Source organism: Pseudoalteromonas sp. S3178 (assembly GCF_005886985.1).
Lineage (GTDB): Bacteria > Pseudomonadota > Gammaproteobacteria > Enterobacterales > Alteromonadaceae > Pseudoalteromonas > Pseudoalteromonas carrageenovora.
The window spans coordinates 1-14127 of sequence record NZ_PNCW01000021.1 but is presented as its reverse complement, the minus strand read 5'-3'; the positions used below and the strand labels follow the sequence as shown (position 1 = coordinate 14127).

General features: G+C 40.6%; 9 protein-coding genes. 4 read left to right on the top strand and 5 right to left on the bottom strand.

The features are described 5' to 3' along the window. The first annotated feature begins 259 nt into the window (after positions 1–259). Both CWC11_RS05785 and CWC11_RS05780 read left to right on the top strand, forming a co-directional pair. Positions 260–2674 (top strand): TonB-dependent receptor, encoded by a 2415-nt coding sequence (locus tag CWC11_RS05785; protein WP_138681915.1) that lies wholly within the window; start codon positions 260–262, stop codon positions 2672–2674. A 92-nt stretch (positions 2675–2766) separates the two neighbouring features. Further along, a complete protein-coding gene (locus CWC11_RS05780; RefSeq protein WP_138681914.1) occupies positions 2767–4350 on the top strand; it encodes a tetratricopeptide repeat-containing sulfotransferase family protein in 1584 nt (527 codons plus the stop codon). A 212-nt stretch (positions 4351–4562) separates the two neighbouring features. On the opposite strand, the gene CWC11_RS05775 is transcribed toward CWC11_RS05780, so the two are convergent. Beyond that, positions 4563–5567 carry a zinc-dependent alcohol dehydrogenase family protein gene (locus CWC11_RS05775; protein ID WP_138681944.1) on the bottom strand — a complete coding sequence of 335 codons (1005 nt, stop codon included), beginning with the start codon at positions 5565–5567 and terminating at the stop codon, positions 4563–4565. Positions 5568–5749: 182 nt separating this feature from the next. Here CWC11_RS05775 and CWC11_RS05770 point away from each other — a divergent pair, with 182 nt between their 5' ends. Continuing rightward, the gene (locus CWC11_RS05770) at positions 5750–6355 is read left to right on the top strand and encodes a TetR/AcrR family transcriptional regulator (RefSeq protein ID WP_138681913.1); all 606 of its coding nucleotides are present in this window, start codon (positions 5750–5752) and stop codon (positions 6353–6355) included. Between the two features lie 407 nt (positions 6356–6762). Here CWC11_RS05770 and CWC11_RS05760 read toward each other — a convergent pair whose 3' ends face one another. The 3 genes from CWC11_RS05760 to CWC11_RS05750 form a co-directional block, all read right to left on the bottom strand. Further along, positions 6763–9528 (bottom strand): AAA family ATPase, encoded by a 2766-nt coding sequence (locus tag CWC11_RS05760; protein WP_138681911.1) that lies wholly within the window; start codon positions 9526–9528, stop codon positions 6763–6765. A 381-nt stretch (positions 9529–9909) separates the two neighbouring features. Next, positions 9910–10455, bottom strand: a complete 546-nt coding sequence (locus CWC11_RS05755) for a DUF7010 family protein (RefSeq protein ID WP_138681910.1) — start codon at positions 10453–10455, stop codon at positions 9910–9912. An 81-nt stretch (positions 10456–10536) separates the two neighbouring features. After that, positions 10537–10953: a hypothetical protein gene (locus CWC11_RS05750; RefSeq protein ID WP_138681909.1), complete on the bottom strand. Its 417-nt coding sequence runs from the start codon at positions 10951–10953 to the stop codon at positions 10537–10539. 202 nt (positions 10954–11155) lie between these two features. Here CWC11_RS05750 and uvrA point away from each other — a divergent pair, with 202 nt between their 5' ends. Further along, entirely contained in the window at positions 11156–13720 is a 2565-nt protein-coding gene (gene uvrA / locus CWC11_RS05745; protein ID WP_138681908.1) for an excinuclease ABC subunit UvrA, read from the top strand. Between the two features lie 40 nt (positions 13721–13760). Here the strand turns inward: uvrA and CWC11_RS05740 are convergent, their stop codons facing one another. Next, positions 13761–13964 carry a DUF2798 domain-containing protein gene (locus CWC11_RS05740; protein ID WP_249330664.1) on the bottom strand — a complete coding sequence of 68 codons (204 nt, stop codon included), beginning with the start codon at positions 13962–13964 and terminating at the stop codon, positions 13761–13763. Positions 13965–14127: the final 163 nt, after the last annotated feature.

Here is a 14127-nt window from a genome sequence, read left to right as displayed (position 1 = left end):
ACAATTAATGCAATTTTATAAACATGAATGCCTATTTACTTTTAATCAATCAAAGTAGCTGCTTATAACGTGTACCCTTTTCGCTGCAAGTCTTTGGGCACAAGAAACTGCCATATAAATTAAAGTGCATTTAAACTCGCTATTTATTCCAAAAAAGTGAATTAAAATTCAATTTTATTATTCCCAGCAATCTAACTCCCTGATAAACTGCTTAACTTAATTTACTAATGTAAAACATTTGAACTGGGGATCACTTTTTATGTTTAAACCAAGCTTGTTAACCTTGGCTATTTCGAGCGCTGTTTCTAGCGTATTTTTATTGCCTAATGCCGCACTTGCTCAAGAAGAAGTTGCAGCTCAAAACAAATCACTCGAAGTAATCGAAGTTACAGCAACAAGGCGCAGCGGCTCTGTACAAAATGCACCACTAAATATTACAGCGCTTGATGCAGATATTATGAAAGATCAAAATATCAGTGAGCTTGCCGATGTAGCACGCTGGGTGCCTGGTTTAACAATAACCGATCAAGGTGGTCGCTCAGGCTCGCCTATTATTGTTCGTGGTTTAAACACAAACTCGTCTGGTCCATCATCAGATGGCGGTACAGTATCAACTTACATTAACGAAATTCCGGTTTCAGTTGATATGCGTTTAGTAGATATAGAGCGCGTTGAAGTACTTATTGGGCCGCAAGGCACCCTTTATGGTGCGGGCACATTAGGCGGTGCAATTCGTTACATGCTTAAAGAGCCTGAGCTTGATTTTACGTCATTCGAAGTTTACGGCGACCTATTTCAAACCCAAGAAAGCGACTCTCTAGGTGGCGAAGGTGGCTTTATTGTTAACCTTCCTATTATTGAAGATAAATTAGCAGTTCGCGCAAGCTTAAACGTATACGAAGATCCTGGCTTTATTGATTACGGCTACGTAGTACAAGAGCCAGGTGTATCGCTACCCGATCCTGATTGGAATGATAGCACTGCAGTTAACGAAAACATTAAAAATGTAGAAGATGCTAACGGTGAAACCACTACTACAGGGCGTATTTCAGTTCGTTGGAAAGCAACCGAATCATTAGAAGCAACATTAAATTACTTTTACCAAAAGCAAGACAGCGAAGGCCGTTCAATTGTTCATTACAACAGCTTAAACGATGATAATGGCCTAAGTGATATCATTGGTAAATATGAGTCTGCTTATCGCTATGAAGAACCGCGCGAAAAAGAAGATCAATTACTAAGCCTTGAGCTAAAAGCTGATTTAGGTTTTGCAGAGCTAGTATCGGCAACCGGTATTTCGAGCTTTGATGCTGACGGACAACGCGATCAAACCGATTTACTTATTCGTCTTGACTATGGCTATGAAGAATTTCCAGCGTTTTCCTCTTTCACGCGTGAAATTGAAGAAGAAGACACCTTCACCCAAGAGCTGCGTTTAGTATCACAAGGTGATAGCGACTTAAACTGGATTGTGGGTGCGTTTTACAACAAAATAGAAACGGATGCTTCAAGTAAAGAGTTTACACCTGGCTTTGGTGACTTTGCAGTAGAGAACTTTGGCGCTTCGCAGTCTCGCCCAGATCAGCTTGAGTACTTTTCAGTAGATCGCACCGAAATAACAGAATCAGCTTTATTTGGTGAAGTAGGATATCAAGTAACAGAAAAGCTAGACGTAACTTTAGGTATGCGCTTATACCAATACGACGTTGAATCAGAATCTGCTGTAGACTTCCCATTATTTAATACTTTATTTGATGACGCTGCACCTGATGCTATTTCATTAAACTTTGAAAAAAATGAAGCTGACGATAACGGCAGCCTCTTTAAATTTAATGCTAAATACCAATTTACTGACTCAGTTATGGGTTACGTAACAGTGAGCGAAGGCTTTAGAATTGGTGGTTCAAATGGTTTAGCACCGTGTCCTGATCCATTACCAGCTAACCAAGCAGGCTGTGGCAGCCCAGAAGAAATGCTCTACGACGCCGATACAACTACCAACTACGAGTTAGGTTTAAAAAGTACGTGGTTTAGAAGCCAACTACACTTTAACGCCGCATTATTTAACATCGATTGGGATGATGCACAAATCACTGGCGCTACAGATATAGGTCAATTAACGTACCTTTCAAACGCTGGCAGTGCTAACGCAAAAGGGATTGAAATTTCTACCCGTGCTATTTTATCTGACTCGTTTTCAGTATATGCAACTTATGCCTACACAAAAGCAGAGCTAACATCAGACGCACCATTTTTGTTTAATGCTGATGGCACAGACGGCGCAGAAGACGGGGACCGTTTACCTGGTTCATCTGAAAACCAGTTTTCGATGGGTGTAAACTATCAAACAGACGTGTTTAACGACAAAACGCTTGATATTAACTACGGTTTAACCGCGCAAAGCGACGTGCTTTCAAGAGTAGGGCTTCGTGATAACGGCGAAACACTACCAGGTTACAGCTTAAGTAATATTTCAGCTAAATTAACAGCTGATGCATGGTCAACTACCTTATATGTTGATAACCTATTCAACAAATACGCGGTTACATCCGTTCGTCGTTCAGATGCCGATATCACATCAGCAAATGGCGCCGACATACAACGTAATTACGGCCATTACATTAATCGCCCGCTTACGGTAGGTGTTAAATTTAACTACAAATTTGAAATTTAATTTATAGTCACTTTTAAACAATGTTTTAAGGCTCAAATTTATTTGAGCCTTTTTTCTTTATTAACGCGCAACTAAACAATAAAAATTAAACAATGCAGCCAAATTTAAAACAACTCCACCAAAGTGCAATTACACATTTAAACCAAGGCAATATTGAACTTGCTCATAAAGCCTTAGTTGAATTAGTAACTCAAAAAAACGACTTTGCCGATGGGTACTTTTTACTGGCCATGGTTAATTTACGTGTTGGGCAAATACACAAAGCCATAAAGCTAATCGAAAAAGCCCTTAGCTTTGGTAACAACATTGAATATACCGCCCAACTTGCAAAGTGTTATGCATTAACAGGTGAGCTTACTAAAGCAAAAAACACCGCTTTAGCCATCCCCATTAAGCAAATAAAAAAGAGTCTTGATGCCGACACCCTAGGTGTTGCGCTTACACAAACAGGCCTTCATGAACACGCACTAAATTACTTTAACTGCGCTATTGAACTGGCCAAACACGCAAATAAACCACAACCACAGTTTTATTATAATTTGGGTGTGAGCGCTAAATTTGTAGGCCAATTTGAACAAGCAAAAAACGCCTTTGAAAGCGCCATTACTCTAAACCCGCAGCATCATCAGAGCCATTTTGCATTAAGCGATTTAACCAAAGCCACTGCGCAATCTAATCATATAGCGCGCTTAAAAACCGTAGCTGAGCAAATCACTCATCCCGATGCAAAATTACACATTGGCCACGCGCTTGCAAAAGAGTACCAAGACATAGGTAAGTTTGATGATGCGTTTAAAAGCCTAGAGCAAGGTAAAGCAGCAAAGCGTACTATGCAGCCGTTTGATCATAAAAGCTCAGCCGCATTATTTGAACACATTAAACATTTAAGTGAGCAGCATAAACACGCGCTTACACAAGGTAACCCAACGGCAGAGCCTATTTTTGTATTAGGTATGCCCCGCTCTGGCACCACATTGGTTGAGCGTATTTTATCGAGCCACAGCGACGTACAATCGGCCGGAGAATTACAAGACTTTGGCCTAAGCGTTAAAAAGTTAAGCCAGACTCAAACACCGCATGTACTCGATACTCAAACTCTCACTCAAGCGTATGAGCTTGATTTTAATCAGCTTGGGACAACTTATTTAAACGCGACTCGCGTAACCACTGGCAGCCATAAACACTTTATAGATAAACTCCCGTTTAACTTTTTTTATATCGACTTAATTACTAAAGCGCTGCCAAACGCTAAAATTATTTGTATGCTGCGCGACCCAATGGACACCTGCATCGGTAACTACCGCCAGTTATTTACAATAAATAACCCTTATTACGCATACTCGCTCGATTTACTCGACACCGCCAAATTTTATAGCCGCTTTTACAAACTCATGCAGCACTTGAGCTCCCTGCACAGCAACATAAAATTAGTAAAATACGAAGAATTAGTCGCACAGCCAGAGCAGCAAATAAAAGAGCTAGTCAGCTTTTGTAATTTAGGATGGCAAGCACAATGTATAGATTTTCACCTAAACACCGCTCCGGTATCTACGGCCAGTAAAGTGCAAGTACGCCAACCATTAAATAGCAAAGCAATTGGCCGTTGGAAGGCTTTTAAGCCTCATACTGATGAAATTGAAGATTACTTTTTAAAGCAAAATATCAGTTTTGAGTAAGGATTTTATAACTTGAGAGTTAGGTGTGAGCTTAGAGGTAGCCCGCTTTGTGTTGGTGTAGGTCGGATAAGCGAAGCGCCATCCGACACAGTAAAATACCTTGCCAATTATTATCAATATTTTATGTTGTAGAGTGGCTGGAGAGTGCCATTGCGGGCATTTAAATATAGAGTGGCAAAAGGCAAGACGCGACCCCATTTCCCTTTAGGTGTTTAGTCTGCGTAAGTTACGGTAATTTTACCAAAGTGCGAACCACTCGCTTGATGCTCAAAGGCTTGTGCTAGTTCATCAAACGCGAAGTTTTTATCAAGCACAGGATGAACGTCATTTACCTCAATGGCGGCTATCATTTTTTCCTGCATTTCTTTGCTACCTACCGCTAAAGCCGACAATTTTACATGGCCTAAAATCAGTTGCGGCAGCATCAATTCCGCCGTCATTCCGCCTAAAACACCAATTAATGCAATATGCCCACCAACCGCAACAGCATCCATTGAGTGCTTAATGGTCGCGCTAGCACCAACATCTAATACGTGATCAACCCCACCAGAGCGCTCAGCAATCGTCTTACCCCAGTTCTCATCGGTACGGTAATTAAAAACCTCATCTGCACCTAGTGCCTTTAAACGCTCTAATTTTTCATCAGAAGAAGACGTGGCATACACATATGCACCTGCCGCTTTCGCAAATTGCAGCGCAAAAATAGACATACCGCCAGTGCCTTGCACCAACACCGAATCACCTGCTTGTAGATTACCTTCCACCATCAGTGCTCGCCATGCTGTTAGCCCTGCACACGGTAAGGTTGCCGCTTCCTCAAAGGTATAATTGTTAGGCATACGCGTTAGCGAGTCAGCATCAACACACGAGTATTCGCGTGCAAAACCATCCGCCGTATCACCACTAATCGCCTCTGTAGCCGTCGCCGAAGGTTTACCGCTTAACCAATTAGGGAAAAATAAACTCATGACCTTATCACCCGCTTTCCACGTACTAACTCCCTCACCAACGGCAACTACTTCACCTGCACCATCCGACATAGGTACGCGACCATCCTCAACAGGAATACCGCCAATGCCAACCAAATAGTCATGAAAGTTAAGAGACGTTGCACGCCAATGCACTAATACCTTACCGGCTTCAGGTTGTGGAATTTCTTGCTCAACAATGTTCAGGTTTTCAAGGCCACCAGGGCTTGTTACTTGGTAAGTTTTCATCACTTAGTCTTCCTTTTATTTGTGATCGTAAACGATCGTCATCTATAAAATTGGGAAGGAACACTTACTCTAGTTTTCAGTTGCCAATTAAAGATTAGCAAAGGATAATAGAATGATCGTTCCAACTTTTTCAGAAGCTTACTGGAATGATCATTCTAAAACAAGTGATATACAGGAAAATAATGTCTAGACCTAAATCTCAGAGCAGATCCGCCCTGCTCGACAACGCCCTATCAACGTTCTGGAAAATGGGCTATCACGTCGTCTCGATGGGCGATTTAGTGCGTGAAACTGGCGTTAGTCGCGGCGGAATTTATAGCGACTTCAAAGGGAAGCGGGAATTATTTCATGCCTGTCTGGAGCATTATCAAGATACTTTTGTCGGGTCGAGCCTCGCCCCTATTGAGGCTGATGGTTCAGGGATCGCTGCCATCGCAGAGTATTTGGAAACTCTCATATCATCGATTGAGCAGTCTGGAGAGGGGGTTATTGGCTGTTTGGTAGTTAATACCTCGGCGCAACTAGACCCCAATGATACCGAAACACATGCTTTGCTTGAGAGGCACTTCAAGAGACAGGAAAACGCATTTCACGCAGCAATAAGTAATGAAAACAACATCAGTAAAAAGCTAAGTGAAACAGAGGTCAGCGCCCTTGCTCAATTTGTAACGACCTCAATTCAAGGGCTTGCTGCACGATTTCGAAATACGACTGACATAAAACCTCTGAGGCAATATGCTGACTCGCTCATGCAAATTCTAAAAGTACAGCTGCATAACGACCAATAATTATCTTTTAGATATTCATGGCATAGTGCTACGCGCAGTACTTAGAAAGCTATTTGGTTAAGTTCCTTAAGTAGAACATCATTGGGGTTTTTCTTAAGTAAAATTGCTAAAGGCAGAATGGGCGTTGGCCGGTTCTGCCCTAAGTGCCAATGTAGGTCGGATAAGCGAAGCGCCATCCGACACAGTAAAATACTTTGCCAATTATTATCAACATTTTATGTTTCGAGTGGCTAGAGAGTGCCAAGTACATTCAAGCGTAACTCGTTTCTGCCCCTTTCCGTGCCAGCAGCACTAAGCCCCTCAATCTGCATCGATACGCTTTGCATTACTTTTACTCATGCTCCGAACTCTACTTTTGTGGCCAAATTTGCTAGTTCACTACAATTCGACCAAGCATTCGGCTATAGCTAAACTTGTTCTAAGATCTTATTCAACAACCTTAATTCGCTATTAGCTCGCTCAAGGCGATCTCTGCAATTTTGAACAAGCTCCTGAGCAGCATTGTCAACAAACCCTTGATTTGCTAATTGACGGGTAGTTTGTTCCCTGATTCTTTCATGTTCTGCTTTTTCATTGTTCAACTTCTCGATAGTTTTGTCTTGATTTAACTGAGCCTCGAATACCCATAGCTTCTCATAGATAGTCTGAACTTCTAAGCTAGTCGTTGCATGAGAGAAGTTATAGTTATACTCATCAAATGCATGATGTTCTTGATTTTGACCACCCCAGTTTATTAGGTCGTTTTTCAGGTAGTTAAAGGTATCGACATTACCGTTCAATGACTTCGCAAACTCGTTATAAGTTGCCTCTAAGCTGATTTCCAACCAATTGTCTTTTTTGAGCTGTCTGCTAGAAAATGTTGTCGTAATTTGAATTTGATTTCTAACGCAATACTCATTGACCATAGTCTCAAACCAAATTCGTGAGTATACCAATGCTTGACGAATATCGTACGTCTCTAGTGCTTCTTTAACCTTTTGAGAGTAACTCACACCGAAGTTTTGTATTACTATCCCTTTTGGTGTCGATTTCAATATTTGACTTGAAAATGTGTCCGCATCAGTTGCTCTCTTATGTTTGTTGGAAATCTTTTCCCAAAACATTCTGTCATGTGTTGTAATTATCCTTTGAACTTGTTTTAGATAATCATCTTCACTAAACATATCTATAATGTTTGACCGATGTTCAGTATCAATTGCATTTACTACATCATCAAAAACAATCACTGGATGACAATTTTTCTTTGCTACAGATAACAATAAGGCAAGTCCCAAGCCTCTTAGATGTCCTTCACTTAACACACAAAATGCGTCATCTTCACGACCATCTTGCATCTTAAGAATAATTCTATATGTACCGCCTCTTTGTTGAAATTTAACTTCCGACACAATTTCATTAGGGTTGTCATGCTGGTTGATCTGATTGTAATAGTTGAGTGTTGATAGTTCTATTCCACTTATATTTTCAGCCTCTACTCCTCGCTTGTACTCATTAAGTTCTGAAAACAGTTTCTTGTAACTATCTTCTAGCTGTTTTGCAAAATCGTTAAACTCTTCGTCACGCAGTATTTGACTAGAATGAGCCTTACTTTGTGTCAGAAGACGGATTATCTCTTCGTGTATTTCCGATAAAGTGACAGATTTTGTGGAGATACTTGTCTCAAAAACTGAAGCAGATCTGAGCTTTTCTTCGATCTTATCAATTTTAAAGTTCAGAGATTCGAGGCGTTTAGCTTGATTTGCTACCCTCTTATTTTTTGCTCTAATCTCATCATTTAGTGTTTCAATCGCAGCCGAAAATTCGTTCAATGCTGATAATCGTGTTAAATACTCGGCTGAATCGGACTTGTTTGATGATAAAACACTATCAATTGCGAAAACCAAATCTTCCGATAGAGTATCCCGATTTAGTTCTAAGTATGTTTGTAGGTAGGCAGAGGAAACAGTTATACGCTCTTGTAATTGATGCTCTATCTTTTTGCAGGTTATGGATGCCTGCTCTAAAAACTCTAGCTTCGGCAACTCGTCTTCAGCAACCTGCTTCGGATGTTTTTGAACATCTTTAATTGGTGTTTCACAAGTTGGACAGTTCTCAATATCAGACATATCACCGAAGTTTTGAATAGCCTTATACAAATCTTTGTAATTAACTTTACTAGCGTGAGTTGCTAAAAGGTTCCCTCTACTTGCTAATAATTCAATTAGCCAAGCAATTGAATTAATATATTTACTCAAGGAGTCTAGTTTGATCTCTTCACTAGCAACTTCAAATTTCTGGGTACTTAACATTAGGTGTTTCTTCAACCTATCAAAATAGTTCTTCCTTGTTACTATATGAGCACTATCATATTTTTCTAACCCAAACAGTTTCGCTAAGAGCTGTTGTTCTTCTTGGATTTCATCAATCTTTGTTTTTCTCAAGCGCCTTTTATCAGCTAGGTTTTGACTAACCCCTTCATAACGCTCTTGGCCAGAGGTTCGAATAAACTCTTCAGCTTTGAATGAAGCTGGCTTAACCATTCCATTTACAATGTCATCAACCTCTTCGAGTTCAAACAATGTAGCAAGAACATCCGTTTGCTTAACGTTAGTATCCTTTGAACCCAATAGCGAAAACTCTTGTAGCCTGTTCCTATCAATAAAACAACTATTCCAAAATGGCGACTTAGGGACGACTCCATTGACTAACTTGCAGATAATGCTTGGTGCTCCACCATTCTTTATGTAGTTTTTTAATGGTGTGTTCCTACGATTAGCTTCTTTTAAATTGTCCGTGAGACTATATTCGATAGCCTCACATAATGATGTTTTTCCTCCACCGTTTGGTGAAAAAAAGACATTAACCCCCTTACTAAATGGGATTAATGTCCCTTGATCATTGTCGTTGAGTGAAGAGAAGCCTCTAAAGTTTTTGACTTGTATTGACTTCAGTGGCGTCAGGACTAAATTGGATCCGTCACGTTCTAAAGCCATATTTTGGTCCACAATTTGCCTGTACCTTTCTACCTGCCTTATTACTCTTCTTTTTAACTTATCTATGTCATCAAGCTCTGAATAAATTGCTTTTGTCAGCTTTTTGCCTTTCTGCTTTTTAATCAGAGACAATAGATATAGGTAAGAGAGATTATCATCTAGAATTTGATTTTTAAGAAAAGTATTTAAATGAAAGCTCATGATGGGTACACCTGTGCAACTGGTAGTAATTACATGTTACCACTGATACTAACTATATGTTATTCAAAGTTTAACTCGCGAAGGGTTAGATTGATCTATGTAGTTGTTTGAGTCTTTAGATGCAAAAAAACGGACTCGATTAGCCTGCCCTCGTTCTCCCTCGGTGTCAGGTCTTGCTTATTGCTGCTGGAAAGTATAGCTTAGTTTTTCTAATCCTAGATCAGTGAGTTAGAGCAGGAGTTCTAAATCGTTTATGTCCAAAAACGAGTTTGTTCGACTATATCTCGCTCTAAGCCGACTAATAGCTACATGCAATTTGCAGATACTCAATACTTTAAAAACCTTTACTATAACCTACAACTTTTCCATTATGACCGCTTGTTATTCAGTTTTTAAAACCAGTCCTTTCGATTGGGCAAATATTACTATCGCAAATAGTATTTCAGTTATCCCGCCAATAAATGCGCCAATTACAAAATTGGCATTTAATACAATACACCCCATGCCAAAAAACATAAGCAAAGCTCCTAAAATCCAATAGATTTTCATGCCATATAAAGTGTTAAAAATTAAATAGCGAACACCAATTATCATCAGCATGATTGGATAAAACCATTCAGCTTGCAGTTTTGCTACGTAAAACGCTAAAAACAAACCAACAAATAAAATAATAGTGCTTTCTAAGGCCAATTTACCTAATGGGTTTTTAGGGTCGTGATTGCCAGAGCGTTTAAGCGCTTTTGAAAGTAGCATAGCTAATGGATGTATAAACATGCCACCAAAAAACAGTGTAAGCATGCTTACTTGATTTGAATGCAGTAAAGCAACAAAACCAGCTATAGACCAAACTAAGCCAGATACTAATACACCGGTTCCACCACCAAAATATGCGAGGTTCATATTTTGTTGCGCATCTTCAAATTTCATAGTAATTCCTTAACTTTAACTCCTTAACTTTAACTAAAGCCCAAGGCAATATTATTTGCATCACTTAAATTCTAGTATTAACTACAAATCGTTACTCGAATACACACTTAAAATAGGAAACTTATGCTCAGCAAACGAAACGGTGACTGATTGTGTTTCACTACCTTTAAAACCGAGTTTAAATTCTATTGGCGTTAATCTGCTACCATCTGCAAACAATGCTAATATATGATCTTGATTGAGTTCGCGGTTGCCTGACGATAAATTATTTAGCGTAATAACCGCCCAGCGCTCGCCGTCGTTATTGCTCATAAGAACGTAATTTAAAATTGTGAAGTCAGATTTTTTAGGCGTTATATTATTATCGTTTGGAAACGATAAATGAATACTGTTGGGTATGGCACGGTCAACATTTAATACACTATTAAGAGTGTTTGATGTGTTGGCAGTGACTGCCGATGAAAACACGATAAAAATCAAAACTAAGGCTTTAAACACTGTGCAACTTCCCTTTATTAAATTGTGTTTTTAAAAACAATCGTTGAAAATTTATACTCTCAGTTTTTACCTATTATGTAAACGCACAATAATCATAATTTAATGCATATTTTGAATAAGCGCACATTCAGTGAGATTGCTGTAGGGTTTATATCTTGAAAGGCTCGCGTAATCATAAGGTTATTAAACAGGAGTAAACTACATGCCAACCACACCTAAAAGTACCCAAGCGGTTAATAATGCACAATCGGCTTTATTAAACCCTGAGCACAGCATTCAAGTAAGAGGCGCACGTGTTCATAACTTAAAAGATGTGGATGTAGATCTTCCCCGTAATTCACTTGTTGTTTTTACCGGTATATCGGGATCGGGTAAATCATCGCTCGCCTTTGGAACATTATTTGCTGAATCGCAGCATCGTTATCTTGATTCGGTATCACCTTATGCACGCAGATTAATAGAGCAAGTAGACGAGCCCGATGTTGATTCAATTGAAGGGCTACCACCTGCGGTTGCATTGCAGCAACAGCGCGGTGTGCCGTCGGTACGCTCATCTGTGGGCAGTGTAACTACAATATCTAACGCGCTACGTATGTTGTACTCGCGCGCGGGTGAATACCCAAAAGGCCAAGGTATACTTTATGCCGATGCGTTTTCGCCTAATACCCCGCAAGGCGCGTGCCCAGAATGCCACGGTATTGGCCGTGTATTTAACGTTACCGAAGAGCTGCTAGTGCCCGACCCCACTAAATCAATTAGAGAACGCGCAATAGCCGCATGGCCTCCAGCATGGCAAGGTAAAAACCTAAGCCGAATACTGACCTCGTTAGGTTACGATATTGATAAACCTTGGAATACTCTGCCTAAAAAAACGCGTGATTGGATTCTATTTACCGACGAAACACCTACAGTCCCAGTATTTCCTGAGTACACACTTGAGCAAACACAAGCAGCTATTAAAAATGAAGAAAGCCCTAGCTACATGGGTACATTTGCAAGTGCTAAACGCTTTGTTTTACAATCGTTTGCGAGCACTCAAAGCCCACGTACTAAAAAGCGCGTATCGCAGTATATGCAAATATCACAGTGCCCGCAGTGCGAAGGTAAAAAGCTTAAAAAAGAGTCGTTATCGGTTAAGGTAGCGGGCCTTGATATAGGCGAAATTTCGCAATTAACGCTCAATGAGCTGGCAGATAAGTTAAAGTTTGCCGCTAGTAACCCCGCTAAAAGTAACGTTGCAAATCCCGAAAAAGCCATAGTCGCAAAGCGTATAGCAGGCGATATTCTTAAACGCGTTGAAGCACTCACCAAACTTGGTTTAGGGTATTTATCGCTTGAACGCACCACCCCATCGTTATCACCTGGTGAATTACAACGCTTAAGGCTTGCAACGCAAATTCGATCAAAATTATTTGGCGTAGTGTATGTACTAGATGAACCCTCAGCAGGTTTACACCCTGCCGATACACAAGCTTTGTTAGCCGCACTAGATGAGCTAATAACCGCTGGTAACTCAGTGTTTGTGGTTGAACACGACGTAAGTGTTATTCGACATGCCGATTGGGTGGTTGATGTAGGGCCAAATGCGGGCTCCCGTGGCGGTAATATAGTTTATAGCGGCCCTGTTGAAGGCTTGCAAAAAGTGACTAGCTCGCACACTAGCCAATACCTTTTTAAAAATGATGAAAAGCTTTTAAAACAAAGTAACAAACAACAACGCAGCGCAAAAGCATGGTTAAAGCTTAACGGTATTGGACGTAATAATTTACAAAAACTCGATGTAGAATTTCCGCTAGGGGTTATTACAAGTGTTACAGGGGTATCTGGGTCAGGTAAATCAAGTTTAGTAAGCCAAGCTTTAGTTGAGCTGGTATACGATGCACTTGGGCAAAAATCGCAGCCACAAATACCTACCGATGAAGCCGAGCTACTCGAGCAAGAACTCGATATAACAACCGGCGGGCAAATAACAGGGGGCATTGAGCACATAAAGCGACTAATAACGGTTGATCAAAAAGCCATTGGCCGCACACCTCGCTCAAACCTTGCAACATACACCGGTTTGTTCGATCACGTACGTAAACTGTTTGCCAATACCAAAGAGGCAAAAGCACGTAAGTACGATGCCGGTCGTTTTTCGTTTAATGTTAAAAAAGGTCGCTGTGAAAATTGCGAAGGCGTAGGCTTTGTAAGCGTGGAGCTGTTATTTTTACCAAGCGTGTATTCGCCTTGCCCTGTGTGTAACGCCAAGCGCTACAACCAAAAAACACTCGACATTACCTATAAAGATAAAACCATTGCCGATGTACTTAATTTAACGGTGGAGTCTGCGCATACATTTTTTGCCGATGAACCCGCTATTTTACGTGCGCTAAATGCGCTGCTACAAGTGGGCCTTGGCTATTTACGTTTAGGCCAACCTGCTACTGAGCTTTCGGGCGGTGAAGCCCAGCGCATTAAACTTGCCACTGAACTACAACGTACACAGCGCAGTGATACGCTTTATATTTTAGATGAACCAACCACTGGCCTGCACCCTAAAGATGTAGCTATGCTAATGGCGCAGTTAAATGGCTTAGTTGATGCGGGCAACACCGTCATTATGGTTGAACACGATATGCAAGTAGCCAGTAACAGTGATTGGGTTATTGATATTGGCCCAGGAGCCGGCGACGAAGGCGGGGTAATAGTTGCGCAAGGTAAACCAAACGAAGTCGCGCAATCTACAAAAAGCCGCACTGCACCGTTTTTGAATAGCGCAATTTAGTGTTTAGCTTGCTAACAAAAAGAGCTACAGGCTCTTTTTGTTAACTTTTTAAAAAGCGTACTAATTTAGATTTTACCGTAACCGACATTATTAACATTATAGTAAGACCTATAGGCAGTGCAGCAAGTAGCCCTTCAGCCCAACCATTTAAAAATAAACGCATATCCGCATAGCCAATATTGTTTGTAGCGGTAACAAATGCCATTACCGACTCCATGATCAGCGCCATAAAAACACTAATCACTAAATTACGTTTTAGCTCGCTACTAGGGCGTGTTTATCTTTGTGGATTGAAATTTGTTCAATCTAGGGGCGATTAAATCACGGCGCGAGGTTTGTGACCTAGTGGGCTAAGTAAAAACCGATCAACAAAGAGTTAATAGTCCCTAGAAAGAACCCAAAGGGCA